A 24661-nucleotide genomic window follows, 5' to 3' on the forward strand; every position below is an offset into this window, starting at 1 on the left:
ATGGATCCCCTAGCATGCGCCGGAGATGCGGAGATGCGAGGAGAGTAGGTGCTAGACAAGATATTTATGGGGCAGGCACCAGCCTACAAAGATGGCAGCCCACGATCATTGATCGGTATTCACTTCTCACTCGCCTCCCTCAGCTTGATCATGCGCACACCTGCAACCTTCCCAGTAGAGCTTTTGAAACCTGGTAGTCGGCGGTTTTCCTAGGTGGACCGCTACCGATGCGGCCCCCTTCGCAGTGAGGACTGACTCCCTCTCTAGTGTTCGTATTCTTGATCGCTTACATCAGCTCTGCACGACTGTGCCTATTTCTTGCCATTGAGATTGTTCGGCTACTTCAGTTTCTTGCCAAAAAACTCTTCGGTGAAACCTAAAACAACCCTCCCAATGCCGCCGGCTCCCAATTCATGATTACCAGCTCGCCACTCAACTCCGCTTTTCCTTGACGCTGATTGGTATTGCAGTAGCGGATGTCCAGCGTTTCGAAATGAAAGCCTTCAAATACACGCCGGATGTCCGGGTGGTCGTTGATGCTGACCATCACCTTGCCTTTGCATCGGCGCATGAAGTCAGCCATGCGCTCATAGTTTTCGAAGGGAAAATCCTCGCCATATCCGGCAGTCTGCCAGTAAGGCGGGTCCATGTAGTGGAAGGAGTGGGCACGGTCGTAGCGTTCGGCGCATTCTAGCCAAGGCAAGTTTTCGACGTAGGTACCGGACAGGCGCTGCCAGGCGGCCGAGAGGTTTTCCTCGATCCGCAGCAGGTTGATGGCCGGACCGGTGGTGGCAGTGCCGAACGTTTACCCGGTGACCTTGCCGGCGAAGGCGTGGTGCTGCAGGTAGAAAAATCGGGCGGCGCGCAGGATGTCGGTAAGGGTTTCGGGGCGGGTCATCTTCTGCCACTCGAACACTTGGCGCGAGCTGAGCGCCCATTTGAATTGGCGCACGAACTCTTCGAGGTGGTTCTGCACGACGCGGTACAAGGTGACCAGGTCGCCATTGATGTCGTTGAGGACTTCAACGGGCGCGGCCTGAGGCCTCATGAAGTAGAGCACGGCACCGCCGGCAAAGACTTCAACGTAACACTCGTGAGGCGATCAGTCCTTGGTCGCCGGCATCGGTTATGCCGATAATTCGTTGGGCATGCGCTGGGTCAAGTTGGGCTCGCCGGTCATGGCTACGAAAGGTGCAGATCAAGTCCGATGCAAATTACTGATCAGGTTGAATCAAATGGGGGCGCAAGTGGAGTGCAATTCCGCAGGATGGAAGCTGCGCAGCAGGGGTAGCACCATGCACTTGGAAAAATCCACATTTTTTGTGAATGACCACAGGACTGTACAGCACCCTACCGTGTTTTACTTCATGGGGGGGGCACTTGGGGCTATGGGTGGCCGCGTGCGGCTAAAGCCCTAACCGCCGCACAAAACGTAGGGGCCAGCCACCTGCGCGGCCAACAGGGCCGCTACAGCATGCCTGTGGGGCAGTTGCACGGTGTAGCTTGGTGCCGGTGTGCACTTGGGTGGGCACTGCTGCCTGCTTGGCAGACCAGCTACCCTTCACGCAAGCAATTCGTGTGGGGCTAGGCGTGGGGCTTCCACCGTATTCCTGTATTTAATTCATATAAAACAATAAGTTATGCAATAAAAAAACCCGCACAAGGCGGGTTTTGTCTGTAACAAAGACAGCAATCAGTCCGCCAGACGCCAGGTCGTGCCGCCCTTGCCGTCTTCCAGCACCACGCCCATGGCGGTGAGCTGGTCGCGGATGCGGTCGGATTCGGCCCAGTCCTTGCCGGCACGTGCCGCCAGGCGCGCTGCGATCAACGCCTCGACTTCGGCTGCATCCACACGCCCTTCGGCGCCGGCTTGCAGGAAGTCATCAGCCTCAAGCTGCAACACACCCAACACACTGGCCAGTTCTTTCAAACGGGCTGCCAGACCGGCCGCTGCGTTCAGATCGCTCTCGCGCAAACGGTTGATCTCGCGGACCATCTCGAACAGCACCGCGCAGGCTTCCGGTGTGCCGAAGTCGTCGTTCATCACCTGGGTGAAGCGCTCGACGAAGGCTTCGCCGCCAGCAGGTGCAACGCTCGGCAGGCCTTTCAACGCGTGGTAGAAACGCTCCAGGGCGCCCTTGGCGTCCTTGAGGTTGTCTTCCGAGTAGTTGATGGCGCTGCGGTAGTGGCTCGACACCAGCAGGTAACGCACGACTTCCGGGTGGTACTTGTCGAGCACGTCGCGAATGGTGAAGAAGTTGTTCAAGGACTTGGACATCTTCTCGCCATTGATACGGATCATGCCGCAATGCATCCACGCGTTGGCGTAGGTCTTGCCGGTGGCCGCTTCGCTCTGGGCGATTTCGTTTTCGTGGTGCGGGAACTCAAGGTCGCTGCCGCCGCCATGAATGTCGAAGGTCTCGCCCAGGCAGCAGGTGGACATCACCGAGCATTCGATGTGCCAGCCCGGACGCCCTGCGCCCCACGGCGATTCCCAGCTCGGCTCGCCCGGCTTGGCGGCTTTCCACAATACGAAGTCCAGCGGGTCCTGCTTGGACTCGTCGACTTCGATGCGCGCGCCGATGCGCAGGTCTTCGATTTTCTTGCGCGACAGCTTGCCGTAGCCCATGAACTTGCCGACGCGGTAGTACACGTCGCCATTGCCCGGGGCGTAGGCGTAGCCCTTGTCGATCAAGGTCTGGATCATCGCGTGCATGCCAGGGATGTGATCCGTGGCGCGCGGCTCCATGTCCGGTTTCTTGATGTTCAGGCGCGCTTCATCTTCGTGCATCGCCGCGATCATGCGCTCGGTCAGCGCTTCGAACGACTCGCCGTTCTCGCGGGCACGGTTGATGATCTTGTCGTCGATGTCGGTGATGTTGCGCACGTAGGTCAGGTCGTAGCCGCTGAAGCGCAACCAGCGCGTCACCAGGTCGAAGGCGACCATGCTGCGGCCGTGCCCCAGGTGGCAGTAGTCGTACACGGTCATGCCGCACACGTACATGCGCACCTTGTTGCCATCGAGCGGCTTGAAGACTTCTTTGCTCTTGGTGAGCGTGTTGTAGATCGTAAGCACGTTAATTCCTTGACGCTAAATCACTGGCCCCACGAATCACGCAGGGTCACGGTACGGTTGAATACCGGCTGACCTGGTTTCGAGTCCTTGAGATCGGCGACGAAGTAACCTTCGCGCTCGAACTGGAAACGGTCTTCCGGCTGTGCATTGCCCAGCGAAGGCTCGGCACGACAACCGGTGAGTACCTGCAGCGAATCAGGGTTGATGTTGTCCAGGAAACTGGCGCTGTCTTCGGCCTTCTCAGGGTTGGCCGAACGGAACAGACGATCGTACAGACGCACTTCGCACTCGACGCTGGCCGCAGCCGGTACCCAGTGCACCACACCTTTGACCTTGCGGCCTTCAGGGTTCTTGCCCAGGGTGTCCGGATCGTACGAGCAGCGCAGTTCGACGATGTTGCCATCGGCGTCCTTGATCGCTTCGTCGGCGCGGATCACGTAGCTGCCACGCAGGCGCACTTCACCGGCCGGTTCCAGGCGCTTGTAGCCCTTCGGCGGCTCTTCCATGAAGTCGTCACGGTCGATGTAGATTTCGCGAGCGAACGGCAGGACGCGCACGCCCATGTCTTCTTTCGGGTGGCATGGCAGTTCGAGGTTCTCGACCTGGCCTTCCGGGTAGTTGGTGATCACGACTTTCAGCGGACGCAGTACGCACATGGCGCGCGGGGCGCTGTGGTCGAGGTCGTCACGGATGCTGAATTCGAGCATGCCGAAGTCGACCACGCCGTCGGAACGGTTGGTGCCGATCATTTCGCAGAAGTTGCGGATCGATTTCGGCGTGTAGCCACGGCGGCGGAAACCCGACAGCGTGGACATGCGCGGATCGTCCCAGCCGTTGACGTGCTTTTCATCGACCAGTTGCTTGAGCTTGCGCTTGCTGGTGATGGTGTAGTTCAGGTTCAGGCGGCTGAACTCGTACTGGCGCGGGTTGGCCGGCACTGGCAAGTGCTCGAGGAACCACTCGTACAGCGGACGGTGGCTTTCGAACTCCAGGGTGCAGATCGAATGGGTGATGCCTTCGATGGCGTCCGACTGACCGTGGGTGAAGTCGTAGTTCGGGTAGATGCACCACTTGTCACCGGTCTGGTGGTGGTGAGCGTGACGGATGCGATACATGATCGGGTCGCGCAGGTTCATGTTCGGCGAAGCCATGTCGATCTTGGCCCGCAGCACCCGTGCGCCGTCCTTGAACTCGCCGGCTTTCATGCGGGCGAACAGGTCCAGGTTCTCTTCGACGCTGCGGTCGCGAAACGGGCTGTTCTTGCCCGGCTCGGTCAGGCTGCCACGGTATTCCTTGGCTTGCTCAGGGGTCAGGTCGTCGACGTAGGCATTGCCGGATTTGATCAACTCCACCGCCCAGTCATGCAACTGGTCGAAATACTGCGAGGCGTAGCGCACTTCGCCGGACCATTCGAAGCCCAGCCATTTGACGTCGCTTTCGATCGCGTCGATGTATTCCTGGTCCTCCTTGGCCGGGTTGGTGTCGTCGAAACGCAGGTGCGTGACGCCGCCGAACTCCTGAGCCAGGCCGAAGTTCACGCAGATCGACTTGGCGTGGCCGATGTGCAGGTAGCCGTTGGGTTCAGGCGGGAAACGGGTGACGATCTGCGTGTGCTTGCCCGAGTCCAGGTCTGCCTGGATGATCGGCCGCAGGAAGTTGACCGGCACGGCAGGGCCGGTCTTGGCATTCGAGGTAGGGTCGACAGTGGGCTTGCTCATAGGATCCTTGAACGTACAAGTGCGTGGCCGTAATGAAGGCCGGACAAAACAAAGCCGCTATCATAGCCGATGCCGTCAAGTACCTGACAGCGCGCGCACTGTAAACGGTCGCTTTTTATAGACCGCAAATGAAAAAACAGCCTCGAAATTCGCGTCCGGCAGGCTAAACTGCGCACCTTGGCCAAAACAGGCTGAACCGGTGGCGGGACGTGATGTTCCAACACCACGAATTTCTTATAAAGAGTAACGATCATGACCCAAGTCAAACTAACTACCAACTTCGGCGACATCGTCCTCGAACTGAACGCCGACAAAGCCCCGATCACCGTGGCCAACTTCGTCGAGTACGTTAAAGCCGGTCACTACGAAAACACCGTTTTCCACCGTGTCATCGGTAACTTCATGATCCAGGGCGGCGGTTTCGAGCCAGGCATGAAAGAAAAGAAAGACAAGCGCCCAAGCATCCAGAACGAAGCCGACAACGGTCTTTCCAACGACAAGTACACCGTCGCCATGGCCCGCACCATGGAGCCGCATTCGGCTTCCGCACAGTTCTTCATCAACGTGGCGGACAACAGCTTCCTGAACCACAGCGGCAAGAACGTTCAGGGCTGGGGCTACGCGGTATTCGGTAAAGTGACCGCCGGCACCGACGTTGTCGACAAGATCAAAGGTGTGGCCACCACCTCCAAGTCCGGCCACCAGGACGTACCAGCAGACGACGTGATCATCGAGAAAGCCGAGATCATTGAGTGATATTGCTGATTTCAGATTTGCATCTGGAAGAGGAGCGCCCGGACATTACCCGGGCGTTTCTGGATTTGCTTGCCGGACGCGCCCGCTCGGCGAGTGCGTTGTACATTCTGGGCGACTTCTTCGAGGTGTGGATTGGCGACGACGCCATGACACCCTTCCAGCGTTCCATCTGCCAGGCCCTGCGCGACCTCAGCGACAGCGGCACGGCCATTTTTCTGATGCACGGCAATCGTGATTTCATGCTGGGCAAGGCCTTCTGCAAACAGGCCGGCTGCACCTTGCTGAAAGACCCGAGTGTCGTGCAGTTCAACGGCGAGCCGGTGCTGCTGATGCACGGCGACAGCCTGTGCACCCGCGACGAAGCCTATATGAAGCTGCGTCGCTACCTGCGTAACCCGATCACCCTGTTCATCCTGCGGCATCTGCCGCTGCGCACCCGGCACAAGCTGGCGCGCAAGCTGCGCAGTGAAAGCCGCGCGCAAACGCGGATGAAGGCCAATGACATTGTCGATGTTACGCCCGAAGAGATTCCGCGGATCATGCAGGCATTCGGCGTGAAGACCTTGATCCACGGGCACACCCACCGCCCCGCGATTCACAAGTTGCAGCTTGGCGAGCAAGCGGCCAGGCGCATTGTGCTGGGGGATTGGGATCGGCAGGGTTGGGCGTTGCAGGTGGATGAGCAAGGGTTTGCGCTGGCGCCGTTTGATTTCACGCCTCCGCCGCCGCAACTTGCCGCACCTGCCAACTAACAGCCCGCTCCCACAGGTTATGTGTTGCCTTAGTGTCCTGAGGCCGCAGGCCCGGCCTTCGCCGTAAACGGCGGATGGGAGAATGGGCTTAGAAATCCCGCTTATAGAAGATGTCCAGCGAACTGGCCACGCCGCCGGCGGCTTCGAGGTAGACCCTCTTGCTCAGCTTGTAGCGCAGGGCAATGGTGTTGGCCGGTTCGAACACGCCGACGCCATAGCGCAGGCTGAGCTTCTCGGAAATATTGCCGCTGGCCACCACGCTGGTGGCATCGCCACTGCCCTGGGTGTCGAGCTGGAAGTCCTGGATGCCCAGGTTCTTGGCGATGCCGCTGGTTACCCCGGAGCTGCCCATCAAGCCCAGACCGAGGGCCGCCTGGGCGAGCATGTTGTTGTCTTCGCCATTGCTGCTCAGCGGACGCCCGAGCACCAGATAGGACAGGGCCTGCTCCTGACTCATGGCCGGTTCGGAGAAAATCTGCGTGGTCGGCTGCTCGGCGCTGCCACTCAAACGAATGCCGGCGATGATGTCGTCGGTCTTGCGAATGGCCTCGATGTCCAGGTACGGCTGATCGATGGGCCCGGCGAACAGCAAGCGCGCCCGGCGCACCGAAAGCCGCTGGCCGTAGGCGCGATAACGCCCGTCGTTGAGCCACAGCTCACCACGGGTGTCCATGTTGTCGCCGATGTGCACATGCCCCTGCACATTCGCGGTCAGGCCAAATCCTGCAAAGCTCAGCTTGTCCTCGCCGACCAGCACTTCGATGTCCATCTTCATTGCCAGCGGCGGTTTGCCCTCCTCGGTTTGCTGACCAATGATCACCGTGTCATCGGAGACCTTGACCGTCGATGGCGGCAACTCGCGAATGGTGATCTCGCCCCTGGGCACCAGCACTTTACCGGCGATGGCCAACTCGTCGCCCTTCATCGAGATTTTCAGGTCCGGTGCGACTTCAAGCTTGGCGAAAGGCTCGACGGTGACCGGCAGCTGCGAACCCTTGAGCGCCAGGTCCACCACCAGCGCCTGGCCCCAGGCGATGTTGCCGTTCAGGCTGCCCTGCCCGGCCTTGCCGCTGTTCCAGCCGCCTTTCAGTTCTACGCGTTCACCGGCGATGAGCGCTTGAACGTGCAGGTTTTGCAGCTCCATCGGCAATTCAGGCCCGGAGATCTGACCGTCGCTGAGTTGCAGGCTGCCATTGACCTGCGGCGCCAGCAGCCCGCCGGAAATCGTGCCGCTGCCATTCAAGCGCCCGGTCAGTGTCTCGACCATCGGCACGAACGGTCGCGCCACCGACAGGTCCAGCCCGCTCAAGCGGAACGAGCCGCTCAACGGTTTGTTCTTTGGCAACGGATTGAGCTGCGCCTGCACCATCAACTCGCCGAGTTTGCCACCGACGAAACTGAGCTCGGTGTCGATGCGCTTGGGCGTGAGTTTGCTGGTGAGTTTCAGAGTCTGGTACGGGAAGTCCAGCCACTGGTCCTTGTCCTTGATGCGCAACGTGCCGCCGCCGGCATCGACGCTGACCTGGCCGTTCGGACCACTCGCCGGCAGGTCCAGTTGCAGGTCGGCATTGAGTCGGCCCTGCCAGGCGAAATCCTTCGGCAACCACTGCGCAAGGCTGTCGATCGGGAATTGCTTGAGGTGATAACGCAGCTTCGGCTCGGGCATCAGGCGCGAGTCTTCACCGCACAGGCTGGCCTGGCCGGATGCCCAGCAATGGGCGCCAAAGTTGACTTTGCCGTCCGCCAGGCGTTCGAGTTTCGCCGGCCCTTGCAGCTTCCAGTCCTGGCCGCCGGCCTGGATATCACCGCTGGCCAGGCGTCCGCGCCAATTGCCTTTGTCCAGCGCACCGTCCAGACCCAGCGCCAGTTTCAGCTTCGGCCCTTGCAGGTCGAGGCTCAACTTCTGGTTCTTGATATCGCCCTGACCGCTGGCGGTCAGAGTTCCCAGTGAAGTGTCGCCGGCCCGGATGCCGCTGCCCTTGAGGCCGATTTTCGCCCGTTGTGCACTGTCCAGCGTGGCGTCCAGGTTCAGGCTTTGCAGGCGATTGTCCTGGAAAGCCAGTTGCGAGCCTTGCAGGTCAAGCTTGCCTTGGGGCGCCTTGAGCGTGCCGGCGACATCCACACGACCATTGAGCTGGCCACGCAGCTCCGGCCAGAGCTGGGCCAGGCGCGGCAGCTTGAGATCGATCTGGCCGGCGAGTTTCTGTTGCAGGCTGCCTTTGCCGCTGATGCTGTTGTCGCCGAGGCGAACTTGCAGGGCATTGAGGTTCCATTGCTCGCCACGGCCATCGGCCTTGGCCTGGATCACCGCCGGTTGGCCGCGCAGTTTGCCCTTGAGGTCCAGGTCGGCATTGAGGCTAAGCACTTCGTTTTTCATCTCGCCCGTGCTGCGCAATGGCCCGGCCAGTGTGCCCGGCAGCTCCGCGACCCAGTACGCCGGGTTGATCGCCGACAGGTCCAGCGCGGTGTCCCAGGCGATGCCGTCGGCGAATTGCAGGTTCAGGTGCCCTTCAGCCTTGCCCTGCCCGGCCTGGAGTTGAATCTGTTGCAGGTAGATTTTCGTCAGGTCGCCGGCGAAAGGGCTGGCCAGGGTGAAGGCGCCGGCCGGACCATCCGCCGCGGCGGCGAAATGCCCGAGGTACTTGCCGTCGGTGTAAGAGACTTCACCGATGAAGGTGCGAAGCGCTACCTGCGGTTCGTCGATGAGCGGATAGAGCCTGTGCCACGGGAAATCCAGCCAGTCGATCTTCGCCTCGGCGCTCAGGCCCTTGCTCCAATCCAGTTGTCCGGTGAGCTTGAGGCTTTGCTTGTCGTTGGCGGTCAGGTCCAGCGCGGCGATCTGCGCGCCCTTGGCGTCGACCTTGCCTTGCAGCGCCAGGGCGACTGGCCCTTGCTCGGCGGGCAGCGTGGCTTTGCCGAGCAGCGCGTAGCCGTTCTTCAAGTCGCCAGCGCCGGTGAGTTCAAGCTGATTGAGTTGCAGGGTGTCCGGTAGATCGGCACTGGGCTTGAAGCCATCGGCGGTGATCCGCACCTTGGCCGGCAGGTTTTCCACCAGCGGTTGCAGTTCGCCGGTCAGTTGTCCGTTGAAGTAACCGCTGCTGTCGGCTTTCAGGTTCAGGTTCTTGAGCAGGTCGCCGTCGACTTTCAGCGCCAGCGCCAGGGGCTCAGGCGTCGACAACAGGGTCAGCTTGCCGGAGGCGCTGAGGGGCCAGTTGCCGGAGGGTTGCAGCAGTCCGGACAGGTTCAGGCTCAGGTCATCGCGCTGTAACGCCACCGAGTCGATCTTCATACCGGCCACCGTCCAGTGCGCCGCCAGTTGCAATCCCTTGAGCTCTTCGCTGCCGTTGAACAACAGGCTGCCGACCTTGATCTCTCCCAGTTCGATGGCCAATGGTAACTTGAGCTCCGGGAGCGTGATCGGGCCGCTGTCTGGCTCTTCGGCACCCGGCGGGAAGGTCAAACTGACCTGATCGGCCTGCAATTGCTCGATGCACAGGGTCATGCGGGTCAGGCACAACGGCGACCAAGCGAAAATCACCTTGCTCAGCTCAACCCGGTTGCTGTCCTGTTGCCACAGCACCCGCTCGGCACTCCACTGCCCACCCAACCGGCCCTGGAAGTTTTCCAGGGTCAAGCCCGGTACGAAGCCCAACGCCCAGCGGCTGCCCGTCGCCGTGCCCAGCACCGTGGCCAGCGTCAGGACAACCACTGCCACCAGCGCCGCCATCGTCAGCAGTGTTGCTTTCAAACCACGCTTCACAGCTCAGGCCCCATGGAAAAGTGCAGTCGAATGCCGCCATCGTCGTCCAGCGCGTGGGCCAGGTCGAGGCGGATCGGCCCCACCGGCGATACCCAGCGCACGCCGATACCGACCCCGGTCTTGAGGTTCGGCAGTTCGAGCGTGTTGAAGGAGTTGCCCTGATCGACAAAGGTCGCGACCCGCCATTTTTCGGCGACGGAATACTGATACTCCGCACTGGCGGCCACCATGTAGCGACCACCGATGCGGTCGCCGTCGGAGTTTTCCGGGGACAGGCTCTGATAGTCGTAGCCACGCACGCTCTGGTCGCCACCGGCGAAGAAGCGCAACGATGGCGGCACCGATTTGAAACCGTTGGTGGCACTGCCGCCGACCTGCACCCGCCCGAGGAGGCGGTGTTTATCGAACACCGTGGTCAGGCCTTTGACCAATGCCGTGCCGTAGAGCAGGTTGCTGTCGGAACCCAAACCTTCCTTGGCCACTTTGGACTCGAATTGCAGGCGATAGCCGTTGTGCGGGTCGATGCGGTTGTCGCTTTTGAGGTACGAATAGCTCACACCTGGCATCAGCAAGGTACTGAGTCCCGAGTCGTCGCCCAGTTGGTAGTCCTCGCGCTGCCACTTCAGCGATACCACCCGTTGCCAGCCGCTGGGCAACTTGCTGTGCCACTCGGGGCCGAGGGTCAGCAGCTTGCTGTGGCTTTCCTTATCGGCGATTTCTTCATTCTGGTAGCCACCGGCAAAACGCAGTTTGTCGGTCAGGGGCGGGTCCAGCGGAATGTCGTAAAACAGCCCGACGTTTTGCCGAGGTGCCGAGACTTCGGTTTCCCAGCCATAACTGTGCCCTTGCGCGTTGACCCAGTGCCGAGTCCAGTTGGCCTTGGCCCGTGGACCGACGTCGGTGGAAAAGCCAAGGCCCAGGCCCATGGTCCGTGGTTTGCGGGTTTCGAGCTTGACGTCCACCGGGATCGCATCGTTTTTCGATTGCGTCGGCGCCGCGTCCACCCGCACGCCTTCGAAGTAGCCGCTCGATTGCAGGTTCTGATTGAGTTCGGCGATCAGTTCCGAGTCATACGGCGTGCCGGTCTTGAACGGCACCATGCGTTGCAGCAGCTCGTCATCGAACGGCGTATCCCCCTCGAAATTGACCTTGCCCAAGGTATAGCGCGGACCGCTTTCATAGATCAGCTCGATATCGGCGACACCGGCACGGGGGTCGACCGACAGTTTTGAACGGGTGAACCGGCCGCTGAAAAAGCCATAACGCGAAGCCTGATTCTGGATCAGGCGCTTGGCGTCCTCGTAATGCCCATGATTGAGCACGGCACCGGGTTTGAGCGCATCGCTCTTGGGGATTCGAAAGGCCTTGAGGGAAGCTGCCGGACCGTCGACACGCACCGTGACGTTGCGCAGATGCACCGGCTCACCGGGGTCGACCGTAAGCACCAGGCGCGGCTTTTCGCCGCCTTTCACTTCACTGTCGATGTGCGGCTGGTAATAACCCAGGGCCTGGGCGGCCTTGCGCGCCTGCTCTTCGGCGCCACGGCTGAAGCGCAGCAACGCTTCTTCATCGCGATCGCCGAGACTGCCGATATAGCCTTCGATATTGGCCTTCAGCTCGTCATTGGACGGTTTGATCCGTACATCCAATTCACTTTGTGCCAGCGCCGCACAGCTGGTAATCAGCATCAGTGCGCCGCTGGTAATTCTTCCTGGAAACTTCATAGGCGCGGATGCTATCACGAGCTCGGGAGCGTGATAGAGCCTGACATGCCCGGAAAGTTCTTGGATTAAGCCGTTGCTGTATGTAACACCTGGGGATTGGGGTGAAAAAACACGTGCTCGCGAACCGGCCCTACGGCAACTTCACCGATTTCCTGATAGCCCTGGCGCTTATAGAACTCCAGGTAGCGAGGGTTCCCGGTATCGAGGATCACGCCCTGTGAGTTTTCATCCACGGCGCACCAGTTGTGCACGGCTTGCAACAATTGTTCGCCGAAATGTTTGCCCTGGAACTGCGGATGAACCCCCAGCAACGGCAGGACGTGCACCGATTCGTTCGGCACACAGGCTTCCACGGCAGCGTGATATTCAAGGTAGCGGCGGGTGCAGCGAAATCCCGTGCTGAGCACCATGCGCAGGCGCCAGGCCCAACTTTCGGTGACGCCTAGGCGACGTTGCGGCGGTGCGATCAGGGCGATGCCGATCAGGCGGTCGTTGACCAGCAGGCCGATGGCCGGCAGGTCCTGGAGAAAGTGCTGGGTCACCAGTTCGCGCACGGTGGCGCGAACCCGCTGTTCATAGCCGGGGCGCTCGGCTTCGAACAGATAGCCGAAGGTCGGCTCGTGTCGATAAGCCTGGTACAACAGCGAACGCGCTTCGCGGGCGTAGCCGCTGTCGAGCATGTGAATATCGGCGATGGCGGTGGAGGTTTCGGGCATGACGGTTGATCTCCCCGGCACAGCTCGGGTGGCTGCACTCTTGTTGTTACGAGCCTGTCGGCGCTGACACAGTTCCTTACAGATCCGAACTCAGTGTAGGCAATGAAATCGCCTTCGCGAGCAGGCCATCACTGCCCACACAAGACTGACCGGCAAAACCGAATCCCCTCACCCCACACTGGCCCGATTCCCACATGTCAGCTAGCATCGCCCTTTTGCCAGGACTGCCGACCATGAAGATCGTCTCCTTCAACATCAACGGGCTGCGCGCCCGTCCCCATCAGCTGGCGGCGCTGATCGAAAAGCACCAGCCCGATGTGATCGGCTTGCAGGAAACCAAGGTCCACGACGACCAGTTTCCCCTGGATGAAGTCAGAGCACTGGGCTACCACGTGTATTTCCACGGGCAAAAAGGCCACTACGGCGTCGCCCTGCTCTCGCGCCAAGAGCCGCTGGCCCTGCACAAAGGTTTCGCCACCGACGAAGAAGACGCCCAGCGGCGCTTCATCTGGGGCACCTTCGCCGACGCCAACGGTGTGCCAGTGACCATCATGAACGGTTATTTCCCACAGGGCGAAAGCCGCGATCACCCGACCAAGTTCCCGGCCAAGCAGCGTTTCTACAGCGACTTGCAGCAATTGCTGGAAAGCCAGTTCAAGAACGACCAGCCGCTGGTAGTGATGGGCGATGTGAACATTTCCCCGGAAGACTGCGACATCGGCATTGGTCCGGACAACATGAAACGCTGGCTGAAAACCGGCAAATGCAGCTTCCTGCCGGAAGAGCGCGAGTGGATGGCCCGCCTGAAAAACTGGGGCCTGGTCGACAGTTTCCGCCACCTGAACCCGGACGTGGCGGATGTCTTCAGCTGGTTCGACTACCGCAGCCGTGGTTTTGAGGACGAGCCCAAGCGTGGGCTGCGCATTGATGTGATCCTCGCCTCCCACGGCTTGCTGCCACGGGTGAAGGCCGCCGGTGTGGACTACGAACTGCGCGGCATGGAAAAACCTTCGGACCATGCGCCGATCTGGCTTGAGTTGAGCTGATCCCCGTCGAACACAACTCTCATGTGGGAGCGGGCTTGCTCGCGAATACGGTTAATCATTCAACATCAATGTCGACTGACCCGCCGCTTTCGCGAGCAAGCCCGCTCCCACATGGGAAAGTGTCATTTTTCGGAAACCTTACTGACTTAATCTCCCGGCACCTCCTTTGGCTATATAAGGTGCCGGCATGATGCTGCGCGTGTTGTTCCTGTTGATGCTTTGCACGGGCTTGCCCCAGGCGGCCTCGGCCGGCGAGTTGCCGACACCCGAGCGCGGTCCGGTGCTGCGCATTCAGGGTTCCAACACCATCGGTGCGGCATTGGGACCGGCGCTGGTCGAGGGCCTGATGAGCGAACAGGGGCTGCGCAAGATTCACCGCGAAACCCCGGACACCGCCAACGAACTGCGCATCGTCGGCGAAACCGTTCAGGGCCGTCGGGTCGTGGTGGAGGTGGCGGCCCATGGTTCCAGCACCGGTTTCACTGCACTAAAAACCGCCAGCGCCGATCTTGCCGCCTCGTCGCGCCCGATCAAGGACAGCGAACTGGCCAGCCTGCAATCGCTCGGTGACCTGAAAAGCCCGAGTGCAGAACAGGTCATTGCCATCGATGGCCTGGCGATCATCCTTCACCCGGACAATCCGCTGAACCAACTCGACACCGTGCAACTGGCGCGCATCTTCAGTGGCGAGGTCAAGACCTGGGAAGACATCGGCGGTCGCGGCGGGCCGATTCATCTGTATGCGCGCGATGATCAGTCCGGTACCTACGACACCTTCAAGGAACTGGTCCTCAGCGGCCGTGGGAAAACCCTGGGCAGCGCGGCGAAACGCTTCGAGTCCAGCGAGCAACTGTCCGATGCGGTCAGCGCAGACCCGCAAGGCATCGGTTTTATCGGTTTGCCCTACGTGCGCCGGGCCAAAGCAGTGGCCATTGTCGACGGTCAATCGCAAGCCATGTTGCCGCTCAACAGCCTGATTGCCACCGAGGATTATCCGCTGTCCCGTCGGTTGTTCCTCTACCTGCCGCCGACGGGGAAAAACCCCTGGGCCCAGGCATTGGTGGCCTATGCCCAAAGCAGCAAAGGGCAAGCGATTGTCGCCGCCAACGGGTTTATTGCCCAGACCGTCCAGGCCATGGCCGTTACCCCCAATGCGTTGATGCCCGAGGGATACCAGTCCCTCAGTCGTCATGCCCAGCGGCTGTCGGTGAATTTTCGCTTTGAAGAAGGCAGTGCCAGCCTGGACAACAAGGCCCGACAAGACCTGACGCGAGTGCTCGACTATATAAAGCAGCAAGACAAAATGTCCGGGCAAGTGACGCTGGTGGGGTTTGGCGATGCCAAGAGCGACCCGGCGCGCGCCGATCTGTTGTCGAAGCTGCGGGCCATGGCGGTACGGCGGGAGTTGGTGAAGAGCGGCGTGGTGTTTCGCGAGATTCACGGGTTTGGCGCGCAGATGCCGGTGGCGGCCAATAGCGCCGATGAGGGAAGGATCAAGAATCGGCGGGTTGAGGTTTGGGTGTATTGAATTGAAATGCGAACAAATGTGGCGAGGGGGCTTGTCGGAACGCCGCACCGCCCCGTTCGGCTGCGAAGCAGTCGTAAACTATCCACCGCGTAACTTCAGATGAAACACGGTGGATGGTTTCAGGTCCGCTTCACGGCCCAACGGGGGCAAGCCCCCTCGCCACAAAAGCTCACTGACTACAAATACTCTGCATTGTCAGTGCCCGCTACGCATCATCTCCTTCGGCACATATTTGCCGATTTCGAACTTGCCGATCGCCGCACGGTGCACTTCGTCCGGGCCGTCGGCCAGGCGCAGGGTGCGCTGCATCGCGTACATGTAGGCCAGCGGGAAATCGTTGGAAACCCCTGCCCCGCCATGGATCTGGATCGCCCGGTCGATCACTCGCAACGCCACGTTCGGCGCCACGACCTTGATCTGCGCGATCTCGCTTTTCGCCACTTTGTTGCCGACGGTGTCCATCATGTACGCCGCTTTCAATGTCAGCAGGCGTGCCATGTCGATTTCCATCCGCGAGTCGGCGATCTTGTCGATGTTGCCGCCCAGGCGTGCCAGCGGCTTGCCGAACGCCGTGCGGCTCACTGAGCGTTTGCACATCAGTTCCAGCGCACGCTCGGCCATGCCGATCGAACGCATGCAGTGGTGAATCCGGCCAGGGCCAAGGCGACCTTGTGCGATTTCGAAGCCGCGTCCTTCGCCCAGCAGGACGTTTTCGTACGGCACCCGCACGTTTTCGAAATGCACTTCGGCGTGCCCATGAGGTGCATCGTCATAACCGAACACCGGCAGCGGACGCACAATCTTCACGCCGGGCGCATCCACCGGCACCAGAATCATCGAGTGCTGGGCATGACGTGGCGCGTCCGGATTGCTCAGGCCCATGAAAATCAGGATTTTGCAGCGAGGGTCGCAAGCACCCGACGTCCACCACTTCTTGCCGTTGATCACCCACTCGTCGCCATCACGTACTGCACGGGCGGCCATGTTGGTGGCGTCGGAGGATGCGACATCCGGTTCGGTCATCGCGAACGCCGAACGGATCTCGCCACGCAGCAATGGTTCGAGCCAGCGTTGCTTCTGCTCTTCGTTGGCATAACGCACCAGCACTTCCATGTTGCCGGTGTCCGGTGCCGAGCAGTTGAACGGCTCTGGTCCCAGCAACGAGCGGCCCATGATTTCCGCCAGCGGCGCGTATTCGAGGTTGGTCAACCCGGCACCCAGTTCGGACTCAGGCAGAAACAAATTCCACAGGCCTTCGGCCTTGGCCTTGAGTTTGAGTTCTTCCATGATCGCGGTCGGCTGCCAGCGATCGCCCTCGGCGACCTGGCGCTCGAACACGGCTTCGGCGGGATAGACATAGGTGTCCATGAACGCTGTTACGCGCTCACGCAGTTCCTGAACCTTGGGCGAATAAGCGAAATCCATGAGCGAGATACCTTCTTGGGGGAGGTTGTTTAGGTCATGCAATCGATGCTAGAACAGCGTTGATAATTTACCTAGCCTATTCTCGGCGTGTATAAACATTCATCACCGATATATGATCGGCTGATCGTCACGGTCAGCCCGCCCACACAATAAGAGAGCCGCGTAATGAATCTGAGCAAGGTCGATCTCAACCTTTTCATCGTCTTCGACGCGATCTACACCGAAGCCAACCTGACCCGTGCCGGGCAGATTGTGGGCATTACCCAGCCAGCGGTATCGAACGCTCTGGCCCGGTTGCGCGAGACCTTCAACGACCCGTTGTTCGTGCGCACCGCCCAAGGCATGGTGCCTACGCCAATGGCGCAGAACATCATCGGCCCGGTGCGCAACGCGCTCTCGCTGCTGCGCGTGTCGGTGCAGGAAAGCCGCATTTTCAACCCGCAGCAAGCGGTCAAGACCTACCGCATCAGCATGACCGACCTCACCGAAGCGGTAATCCTGCCGCCGCTGTTCCAGCGCCTGCGCCGCCTGGCGCCGGCGGTGATCATCGAAAGCTTCCTGTCCAAGCGTCGTGAAACCACCAAGGAACTGGCGGCCGGTCGTCTCGACTTCGCAGTGGATGCGCCGCTCAACACCGACCCGCAGGTGCGTCACGTCAAGTTGATGGAGGATCGCTATGTGTGCGCCATGCGCAAGGGACATCCGCTGGCGGGCAAGGAGAAACTCACGCTGGATGATTACCTGGGCCTGACCCACATCCATATTTCCAGTCGTCGCAGCGGCCTCGGCTATGTCGACCTGGCCCTGGGCAAGATGGGCATCCAGCGCAAGATCGCCCTGCGCTCCCAGCATTACCTGATGGCCTCGCAAGTGTTGCAGCAAACCGACATGGTCATGACCGTGCCGGAACGCTTCGCCCGCCGTAACGATTTGCACGCCTTTTATCTGCCGGTCAACGACGTACCGCCGGTGGAAACCCACCTTTACTGGCACGAAAGCACTGACCAGGACCCGGCGAACCGCTGGATGCGCGAGCAGATGATCGAGTTGTGCCAGCAGGTGACGGCGCAGGAGAAGAAGCTCGAGAAGGTGTAGGACCTGGCACCGGGTTATCGTTCATCGCGAGCAGGCTCACTCCTACAGGATCTGCTGTGAACACGAAATCTGTGTTCTGCGAAGATCCCCTGTAGGAGCGAGCCTGCTCGCGATGAGGCCAGCAAGAACAGCGGAAATCAATGCCCCTTGACGTAAACGTCAACCTACCATTAGCTTAGCGCCATGACCTTTTGCGAGCGCGTCCATGAGCAGCCAGACCTACAGCATTTCCGATCTCGCCCGCGAGCTCGACATCACCACCCGCGCCATTCGCTTTTATGAAGAGCAAGGCCTGCTCAGCCCCGAGCGCCGTGGCCAGGAACGCATTTACTCGCCCCGCGACAAGGTCAGCCTGAAGCTGATCCTGCGGGGCAAGCGCATCGGCTTCTCCCTGGCTGAATGCCGCGAGCTGATCGAGCTCTACGACCCGTCCAGCGGTAACACCAAACAGTTGCACAGCATGCTGGCGAAAATCAGCGAGCGCCGGGAGCAGCTTGAACAGCAAATGCTCGACATCGAACAGATGAAACTGGAACTCGATACTGCCGAAGAGCGTTGCGTGCAGGCATTGGAGCAGACGCTCAAAAGCCAGGAAGTCATTCAGTAAAACCCGACCCCTTGTAGGAGCGAGCCTGCTCGCGATGGTCGTTAACGATAACGCGTGTTTGCTGGATAAACGCGGTGTCTGAGAGCCCATCGCGAGCAGGCTCGCTCCTACAGGGTTCTCCGAACAATCAGCACAGGTCGAACCCCATGCCCCTCCCCACCCACGTACGCATTGTCGAAGTCGGCCCACGCGACGGCCTGCAAAACGAAGCCCAGCCCATCAGTGTTACCGACAAAGTACAACTGGTCGATGCGCTGACCGCAGCCGGGCTTGGCTATATAGAAGTCGGCAGTTTCGTGTCACCCAAGTGGGTGCCGCAGATGGCCGGCTCCGCCGAGGTCTTCGCGCAGATCCAGCGCAAACCGGGCGTGGTCTACGGCGCGCTCGCCCCCAACCTGCGCGGTTTCGAAGATGCCCTCGCCGCCGGGGTCAAGGAAGTGGCTGTATTCGCCGCGGCGTCCGAGGCGTTTTCCCAGCGCAATATCAATTGCTCGATCAGCGAAAGCCTGGAGCGTTTCGGGCCGATCATGGACGCCGCCAGACAGCATGGCGTGACCGTGCGCGGGTATGTGTCCTGTGTGCTGGGCTGCCCCTATGAAGGTAACGTCGCCCCGGAGCAAGTCGCCGTGGTCGCCCGCGAGCTGTATGCCATGGGCTGCTACGAGGTCTCGCTGGGGGACACCATCGGCACCGGCACCGCTGGTGCAACCCGCAGGATGTTTGAAGTGGTATCGAAGGATGTGCCCCGGGAGAAACTCGCCGGGCACTTCCACGATACCTACGGTCAGGCTGTGGCCAACATCTACGCCAGCCTGCTGGAAGGCATTTCGGTGTTCGACAGTTCCATCGCAGGCCTGGGCGGCTGCCCCTATGCCAAGGGCGCCAGCGGTAACGTCGCCACCGAAGACGTGGTTTACCTGCTCAACGGTTTGGGCATCGATACAGGAATCGACCTCGACGCCTTGATGCTCGCCGGCCAGCAGATTTGCACAGTATTGGGTCGCCCTACCGGTTCCCGCGTGGCCAAGGCCCGTAGCGCACAGTGAGTGTGTCCAGGTGTTACCGCTGAGTCTGAAACGTGGGCGCAAGCGAGTAACACGGAAACAAAATGTAGGGTTTTGCCTGAGGCGCAAAACCTTACAATTTCTCAAGCCATTGATTTTAAAGGATTTTAAAAAGTTGGCACGCCTCCTGCTATATCTATCGCACAACAAGAATAAAAAAATTGCGGCAAACCTAATAAAAACAAGACGTAACGACTCTGACATAACAAAAACAACACGGCAGAGACGCAGCTAACAGATTTTTTTGGAGAAGATGTGCTTTTCAGGGTGCTTTTCGGAGTTACCCGCAACCGGACAGAGAATAATAAAACTACCTTCAGGTAGCTCCCGTACTGGTTGGATCGCTCAGCGAGAAAGTAGATCAGCGCTCAAAAAAATACGTTTGCTCTTGATTCCGAATGGGGATCGCCAAAAACAGCGGTAAAGGGCAACGGTTGCCAAAAACAACAACAGACCGACCCTCAATAATAAAAAAAGAGCACGCGCAACGAAATTAAAGGGGAGCTTCGGCTCCCCTTTGTGCTGTCTGGCGTTTGGATTTTGCACCGCCTTTCTGTAGGAGCGAGCTTGCTCGCGAAGAACTCAAAGGCACCGCGCTGAACCAGACTGCACGCGTTATCGTTGACGTTCTTCGCGAGCAAGCTCGCTCCTACAGGGACCTTGTCAGCCCTGCTTGCTACGCAACTCCTCAATACTGATCTCGCGCATCCTGAATTTCTGGATCTTGCCGGTCACCGTCATCGGAAACTCCTCGACGAACTTGAAGTAGCGCGGCGTCTTGAAGTGCGCGATGCGCTCCTTGCACCAGGCTTGCAGCTCTTGCTCGGTAGCGCTGCGGCCGGGGTGGAACTTGATCCAGGCGACGATCTCTTCGCCGTAGCGCGAGCAAGGAATGCCGATCACCTGCACATCCGCAACGGCCGGATGAGTGAAGAAAAATTCTTCCAGCTCCCGCGGGTAAATGTTCTCACCGCCGCGAATGATCATGTCCTTGTTGCGCCCGGCAATGCACACGTAACCCTCGTCGTTCATGCTCGCCAGGTCACCGGTGTGCATCCACCCTGCCTGGTCGATGGCGTCCGCCGTGCCTTCGGGGTTGTTCCAGTAACCGAGCATCACGCTGTAACCGCGGGTGCACAGTTCGCCGATGGTGCCGCGCGGTACCAGGTTGCCCGCTTCGTCGATGATCTTGCTTTCCAGTTGCGGCTGGGTGCGGCCGACGGTGGTCACGCGCAGCTCCAGGTCGTCTGAAGGACCGGTCTGCAACGACACCGGACTGGTTTCCGTCATGCCGTAGGCAATCTGCACTTCGCTCATGTGCATTTCGCTGATGACCCGGCGCATCACCTCGATAGGACAGGTTGCGCCTGCCATGATCCCGGTGCGCAGACTCGACAGGTCGAATTCGGCACGTTGTGGCTGATCGAGCATGGCGATGAACATGGTCGGCACGCCGTACAGCGCCGTGGCTTTTTCGTCGGCCACGGTGCTGAGGGTCAGTAACGGATCGAACGCGTCGTTGGGATAAATCATCGTGCTGCCATGGGTAATGCAGCCGAGATTGCCCATGACCATGCCGAAGCAGTGATACAGCGGCACCGGGATCACCAGGCGATCGGCCGCCGTAAGGCCCAGGCTTTCGCCGACCATGTAACCGTTGTTGAGAATATTGTAGTGACTGAGGGTCGCGCCCTTGGGGAAACCGGTAGTACCGGAGGTGTACTGGATATTCACCGGCTGATCGAAATGCAGGCTGTCCTGGCGTTCATGCAATTGCTCGAGCGTCACGCTGCCGGCCAGATCGGACAATTGCGACCACGGCAGGAAACCGCTCGGCGGCTGCGCATCCAGGCTGATGACGCCACGCAATTCCGGCAGCCGCTCACTCTGTAACTTGCCGATGGATTGCTCGGCCAATTCCGGCACCAGGCCTTGCAGCATCGCGTGATAGTTCGAGGTCTTGAAGGCCCCGGCACACACCAGCCATTGGCAGCCGGACTGCTTCAATACGTATTCGAGTTCGGAACTGCGATAGGCGGGGTTGATGTTGACCAGGATCACGCCGATTTTCGCGGTGGCAATCTGGCTGATGCACCACTGCGCACAGTTCGGTGCCCAGATGCCGAGGCGGTCCCCGGCTTGCAGCCCCAGCGCCAGCAATGCCCTGGCGTGCAGGTCCGCGGCCTCGGCCAATTGCCGCCAGGTGTAACGCAGCTGTTGATGACGCACCACCAGCGCCTCCCCGTCCGGGTACTGCGCGACCGTGTTGTCGAATGCCTGGCCGATGGTCATCGCCAGCAAGGCTTTGTCCTGTGAACCACGGGTGTAACTGCGTTGCGGGCTTGCACTGGGTTGATCCATGACGACCCCTATTGTCTTTATTAATGGGCTACCGGCGGTCCCACAGGCGTGGTCCGCGTTCTATCTTGAACTGGCTCTACTCTCGCTCAAGTTGACGTTAACGTAAAGGGTGATTGACAGCCATTCGTCACAGGCTTACGTTAACGTAAAGGTGAGAGCCGAATCACTGCCCTCCCCGCCCTACAAAAAAGCCAAAAGGTGACCCATGAGCTACCCATCCCTGAACTTTGCCCTCGGTGAAACCATCGACATGCTGCGCGATCAGGTCCAGTCCTTTGTCGCCAAAGAGATCGCCCCGCGCGCAGCTCAGATCGACATCGACAACCTGTTCCCGGCCGACCTGTGGCGCAAATTCGGCGACATGGGCCTGCTGGGCATCACCGTGCCGGAAGAGTACGGCGGTGCCGGCCTGGGTTACCTGGCCCACGTGGTGGTCATGGAAGAAATCAGCCGTGGTTCGGCTTCGGTGGCGTTGTCCTACGGCGCGCACTCCAACCTGTGCGTCAACCAGATCAACCGCAACGGCAACCACGAGCAGAAATCCAAATACCTGCCCAAGCTGATCAGCGGCGAGCACATCGGCGCCCTGGCCATGAGCGAACCGAATGCCGGTTCCGACGTGGTGTCGATGAAACTGCGTGCCGATAAACGCGGCGATCACTACGTGCTCAACGGCAGCAAGACCTGGATCACCAACGGTCCGGACGCCAACACCTATGTGATCTACGCCAAGACCGACTTGGAAAAAGGCCCCCACGGCATCACCGCCTTCATCGTCGAGCGCGACTGGAAAGGCTTCAGCCGCAGCAACAAATTCGACAAGCTCGGCATGCGTGGCTCGAACACCTGCGAACTGTTCTTCGATGACGTCGAAGTGCCGGAAGAAAATATCCTCGGCGTGCTCAACGGCGGCGTAAAAGTCTTGATGAGCGGCCTCGACTACGAACGCGTGGTGCTCTCCGGCGGCCCGACCGGGATCATGCAGGCATGCATGGACCTGATCGTGCCGTACATCCACGACCGCAAGCAGTTCGGCCAAAGCATCGGCGAATTCCAGCTGATCCAGGGCAAGGTCGCCGACATGTACACCCAACTCAACGCCAGCCGCGCCTACCTGTACGCTGTGGCCCAGGCCTGCGAGCGCGGCGAAACCACACGCAAGGACGCCGCTGGCGTGATCCTCTACAGCGCCGAACGCGCCACGCAAATGGCCCTCGACGCAATCCAGATTCTCGGTGGCAACGGCTACATCAATGAATTCCCGGCCGGTCGCCTATTGCGTGACGCCAAGCTGTACGAAATCGGCGCGGGCACCAGTGAGATCCGTCGCATGCTGATCGGTCGCGAACTGTTCAACGAAACCCGCTAAACGGAGCTGTCCATGGCTACCCTGCATACCCAGCTCAACCCCCGTTCAGCGGAGTTCGCCACCAACAGTGCGGCGATGCTCAAGCAGGTCGACGCCCTGCACACCTTGCTCGCCCAAGTCGCCCAAGGTGGCGGCCCGAAGGCTCAGGAACGCCACACCTCGCGGGGCAAACTGTTGCCTCGCGAGCGCATCAACCGCTTGCTCGATCCGGGTTCGCCGTTTCTGGAGATCAGCCAACTCGCGGCGTACGAGGTGTATGGCGAAGACGTCCCCGCTGCTGGCGTGATTGCCGGGATCGGCCGTGTGGAAGGCGTCGAATGCATGATCGTCGCCAACGACGCCACGGTGAAAGGTGGCTCGTATTACCCGCTGACCGTGAAAAAACACCTGCGCGCCCAAACCATCGCCCAGCAGAACCGTCTGCCGTGCATCTATCTGGTGGATTCGGGTGGCGCCAACCTGCCGCGCCAGGATGAAGTATTTCCGGACCGCGAACACTTCGGGCGGATCTTCTTCAACCAAGCCAACATGAGCGCCATGGGCATTCCGCAGATTGCCGTGGTCATGGGCTCCTGCACTGCGGGTGGCGCCTATGTACCGGCGATGGCCGACGAAGCAATCATGGTCCGCGAACAGGCGACGATCTTCCTCGCCGGCCCGCCGCTGGTGAAAGCTGCGACCGGTGAGGTGGTCAGTGCCGAAGACCTCGGTGGGGCCGATGTGCATTGTAAGATCTCCGGGGTGGCCGACCATTACGCCGAGAGCGATGAGCATGCTCTGGCGCTGGCCCGCCGCAGCGTCGCCAACCTCAACTGGCGCAAGCAGGGCGAGGTTCAGCAACGCACGCCGATCGCCCCGCTCTACAGCAGTGACGAGTTGTACGGCGTGGTACCTGCCGACGCCAAGCAACCCTTTGACGTGCGTGAAGTGATTGCGCGGCTGGTGGATGGTTCGGTGTTCGACGAGTTCAAGGCGCTGTTCGGAACCACGCTGGTCTGCGGTTTTGCTTACCTGCACGGTTACCCGATCGCGATCCTCGCCAACAACGGCATCCTGTTTGCGGAGGCGGCGCAGAAAGGCGCGCACTTTATCGAACTGGCGTGCCAGCGCGGCATCCCGCTGCTGTTCCTGCAAAACATCACCGGCTTCATGGTCGGGCAGAAATACGAAGCCGGCGGCATCGCCAAGCACGGCGCTAAGCTGGTGACCGCCGTGGCCTGCGCCAAGGTGCCGAAGTTCACCGTGATCATCGGCGGCAGTTTCGGCGCCGGTAACTACGGCATGTGTGGTCGCGCCTACGACCCGCGCTTCCTGTGGATGTGGCCAAACGCGCGCATCGGCGTGATGGGTGCCGAGCAAGCGGCTGGCGTACTGGTTCAGGTCAAGCGTGAACAGGCCGAGCGCAGTGGCCATGGTTTCAGCGCCGAGCAGGAAGCCGAGATCAAGCAACCGATCCTCGACCAGTACGAAGAACAGGGTCACCCCTACTATTCCAGCGCGCGCCTGTGGGACGACGGTGTCATCGACCCGGCCCAGACCCGCGACGTACTGGCCCTGGCCTTGTCCGCGTCGTTGAACGCGCCAATCGAACCGAGCCGCTTCGGCGTGTTCCGGATGTGATTTTTTTGTAGGAGCGAGCTTGCTCGCGATGGACGTTAACGATA

At 60.3% G+C, this 24661-nt stretch carries 16 protein-coding genes and 2 pseudogenes; 9 read left to right on the top strand and 9 right to left on the bottom strand.

Annotation, left to right across the window (positions count from 1 at the left end; translation table 11 throughout):
- Window positions 1-376: 376 nt before the first annotated feature.
- From AC3IX1_RS18290 to AC3IX1_RS18305, 4 genes and pseudogenes are all read right to left on the bottom strand, one after another.
- Window positions 377-1099: pseudogene (locus tag AC3IX1_RS18290) on the bottom strand (DNA adenine methylase); the annotation flags it as partial.
- A pseudogene (locus AC3IX1_RS18295) lies at window positions 1080-1172 on the bottom strand (lysis protein); the annotation flags it as partial. The pseudogenes AC3IX1_RS18295 and AC3IX1_RS18290, both read right to left, overlap by 20 nt.
- Before the next feature lie 521 nt (window positions 1173-1693).
- The gene (gene cysS, locus AC3IX1_RS18300; RefSeq protein ID WP_489385267.1) at window positions 1694-3076 is read right to left on the bottom strand and encodes a cysteine--tRNA ligase; all 1383 of its coding nucleotides are present in this window, start codon (window positions 3074-3076) and stop codon (window positions 1694-1696) included.
- Window positions 3077-3096: 20 nt separating this feature from the next.
- Window positions 3097-4794, bottom strand: a complete 1698-nt coding sequence (locus AC3IX1_RS18305; protein ID WP_489385268.1) for a glutamine--tRNA ligase/YqeY domain fusion protein — start codon at window positions 4792-4794, stop codon at window positions 3097-3099.
- 252 nt (window positions 4795-5046) lie between these two features.
- Here AC3IX1_RS18305 and AC3IX1_RS18310 point away from each other — a divergent pair, with 252 nt between their 5' ends.
- Together AC3IX1_RS18310 and lpxH are read left to right on the top strand one after the other, a co-directional pair.
- The gene (locus AC3IX1_RS18310; protein ID WP_008053603.1) at window positions 5047-5550 is read left to right on the top strand and encodes a peptidylprolyl isomerase; all 504 of its coding nucleotides are present in this window, start codon (window positions 5047-5049) and stop codon (window positions 5548-5550) included.
- Window positions 5547-6302: a UDP-2,3-diacylglucosamine diphosphatase gene (gene lpxH / locus AC3IX1_RS18315; protein ID WP_489385269.1), complete on the top strand. Its 756-nt coding sequence runs from the start codon at window positions 5547-5549 to the stop codon at window positions 6300-6302. Before AC3IX1_RS18310 ends, lpxH begins: the two co-directional genes overlap by 4 nt.
- 88 nt (window positions 6303-6390) lie before the next feature.
- Here lpxH and AC3IX1_RS18320 read toward each other — a convergent pair whose 3' ends face one another.
- The 3 genes from AC3IX1_RS18320 to AC3IX1_RS18330 all read right to left on the bottom strand — a co-directional run bounded on the left by AC3IX1_RS18320 (window position 6391) and on the right by AC3IX1_RS18330 (window position 12502).
- Window positions 6391-10062 carry a translocation/assembly module TamB domain-containing protein gene (locus tag AC3IX1_RS18320; protein WP_489385270.1) on the bottom strand — a complete coding sequence of 1224 codons (3672 nt, stop codon included), beginning with the start codon at window positions 10060-10062 and terminating at the stop codon, window positions 6391-6393.
- Window positions 10059-11786: an autotransporter assembly complex protein TamA gene (locus AC3IX1_RS18325; protein ID WP_489385271.1), complete on the bottom strand. Its 1728-nt coding sequence runs from the start codon at window positions 11784-11786 to the stop codon at window positions 10059-10061. Before AC3IX1_RS18325 ends, AC3IX1_RS18320 begins: the two co-directional genes overlap by 4 nt.
- A 65-nt stretch (window positions 11787-11851) precedes the next feature.
- A complete protein-coding gene (locus AC3IX1_RS18330) occupies window positions 11852-12502 on the bottom strand; it encodes a GNAT family N-acetyltransferase (protein WP_489385272.1) in 651 nt (216 codons plus the stop codon).
- Window positions 12503-12735: 233 nt separating this feature from the next.
- Here AC3IX1_RS18330 and xthA point away from each other — a divergent pair, with 233 nt between their 5' ends.
- Window positions 12736-13548 carry an exodeoxyribonuclease III gene (gene xthA, locus AC3IX1_RS18335; RefSeq protein ID WP_489385273.1) on the top strand — a complete coding sequence of 271 codons (813 nt, stop codon included), beginning with the start codon at window positions 12736-12738 and terminating at the stop codon, window positions 13546-13548.
- Window positions 13549-13735: 187 nt separating this feature from the next.
- Window positions 13736-15076, top strand: coding sequence for a substrate-binding domain-containing protein (locus tag AC3IX1_RS18340; protein WP_489385274.1), 1341 nt, complete (start codon window positions 13736-13738; stop codon window positions 15074-15076).
- Between the two features lie 195 nt (window positions 15077-15271).
- Here the strand turns inward: AC3IX1_RS18340 and AC3IX1_RS18345 are convergent, their stop codons facing one another.
- Entirely contained in the window at window positions 15272-16501 is a 1230-nt protein-coding gene (locus AC3IX1_RS18345) for an acyl-CoA dehydrogenase (protein WP_008053616.1), read from the bottom strand.
- A gap of 165 nt (window positions 16502-16666) precedes the next feature.
- Between AC3IX1_RS18345 and AC3IX1_RS18350 the strand changes: the two genes are divergently transcribed.
- The 3 genes from AC3IX1_RS18350 (at window position 16667) to AC3IX1_RS18360 (ending at window position 19249) form a co-directional block, all read left to right on the top strand.
- Window positions 16667-17596: a LysR family transcriptional regulator gene (locus AC3IX1_RS18350; RefSeq protein WP_489305040.1), complete on the top strand. Its 930-nt coding sequence runs from the start codon at window positions 16667-16669 to the stop codon at window positions 17594-17596.
- A gap of 205 nt (window positions 17597-17801) precedes the next feature.
- Window positions 17802-18203 (top strand): MerR family transcriptional regulator, encoded by a 402-nt coding sequence (locus AC3IX1_RS18355; RefSeq protein ID WP_057714129.1) that lies wholly within the window; start codon window positions 17802-17804, stop codon window positions 18201-18203.
- Window positions 18204-18349: 146 nt separating this feature from the next.
- On the top strand, window positions 18350-19249 hold the full coding sequence (locus AC3IX1_RS18360) for a hydroxymethylglutaryl-CoA lyase (protein ID WP_489385275.1): 900 nt from the start codon (window positions 18350-18352) through the stop codon (window positions 19247-19249).
- 681 nt (window positions 19250-19930) lie between these two features.
- Here AC3IX1_RS18360 and AC3IX1_RS18365 read toward each other — a convergent pair.
- Window positions 19931-21628, bottom strand: coding sequence for an AMP-binding protein (locus AC3IX1_RS18365; RefSeq protein WP_489385276.1), 1698 nt, complete (start codon window positions 21626-21628; stop codon window positions 19931-19933).
- Between the two features lie 205 nt (window positions 21629-21833).
- On the opposite strand from AC3IX1_RS18365, the gene AC3IX1_RS18370 reads away from it, so the two are divergent.
- Complete coding sequence (locus AC3IX1_RS18370; protein WP_489385277.1) at window positions 21834-22997, top strand: isovaleryl-CoA dehydrogenase; 1164 nt, start codon at window positions 21834-21836, stop codon at window positions 22995-22997.
- A 12-nt stretch (window positions 22998-23009) separates the two neighbouring features.
- Window positions 23010-24617: a carboxyl transferase domain-containing protein gene (locus AC3IX1_RS18375; RefSeq protein ID WP_015094351.1), complete on the top strand. Its 1608-nt coding sequence runs from the start codon at window positions 23010-23012 to the stop codon at window positions 24615-24617.
- Window positions 24618-24661 lie beyond the last annotated feature (44 nt).

It is taken from the genome of Pseudomonas sp. KH_046_2 (genome assembly GCF_057838985.1).

Coding starts and splice junctions, on each gene's coding strand:
- AC3IX1_RS18305 (WP_489385268.1), bottom strand. CDS start 4,794: ATGAGCAAGCCCACTGTCGACCCTACCTCGAATGCCAAGACCGGCCCT.
- AC3IX1_RS18310 (WP_008053603.1), top strand. CDS start 5,047: ATGACCCAAGTCAAACTAACTACCAACTTCGGCGACATCGTCCTCGAA.
- AC3IX1_RS18325 (WP_489385271.1), bottom strand. CDS start 11,786: ATGAAGTTTCCAGGAAGAATTACCAGCGGCGCACTGATGCTGATTACC.
- AC3IX1_RS18330 (WP_489385272.1), bottom strand. CDS start 12,502: ATGCCCGAAACCTCCACCGCCATCGCCGATATTCACATGCTCGACAGC.
- xthA (WP_489385273.1), top strand. CDS start 12,736: ATGAAGATCGTCTCCTTCAACATCAACGGGCTGCGCGCCCGTCCCCAT.
- AC3IX1_RS18340 (WP_489385274.1), top strand. CDS start 13,736: ATGATGCTGCGCGTGTTGTTCCTGTTGATGCTTTGCACGGGCTTGCCC.
- AC3IX1_RS18345 (WP_008053616.1), bottom strand. CDS start 16,501: ATGGATTTCGCTTATTCGCCCAAGGTTCAGGAACTGCGTGAGCGCGTA.
- AC3IX1_RS18350 (WP_489305040.1), top strand. CDS start 16,667: ATGAATCTGAGCAAGGTCGATCTCAACCTTTTCATCGTCTTCGACGCG.
- AC3IX1_RS18355 (WP_057714129.1), top strand. CDS start 17,802: ATGAGCAGCCAGACCTACAGCATTTCCGATCTCGCCCGCGAGCTCGAC.
- AC3IX1_RS18360 (WP_489385275.1), top strand. CDS start 18,350: ATGCCCCTCCCCACCCACGTACGCATTGTCGAAGTCGGCCCACGCGAC.
- AC3IX1_RS18365 (WP_489385276.1), bottom strand. CDS start 21,628: ATGGATCAACCCAGTGCAAGCCCGCAACGCAGTTACACCCGTGGTTCA.
- AC3IX1_RS18370 (WP_489385277.1), top strand. CDS start 21,834: ATGAGCTACCCATCCCTGAACTTTGCCCTCGGTGAAACCATCGACATG.
- AC3IX1_RS18375 (WP_015094351.1), top strand. CDS start 23,010: ATGGCTACCCTGCATACCCAGCTCAACCCCCGTTCAGCGGAGTTCGCC.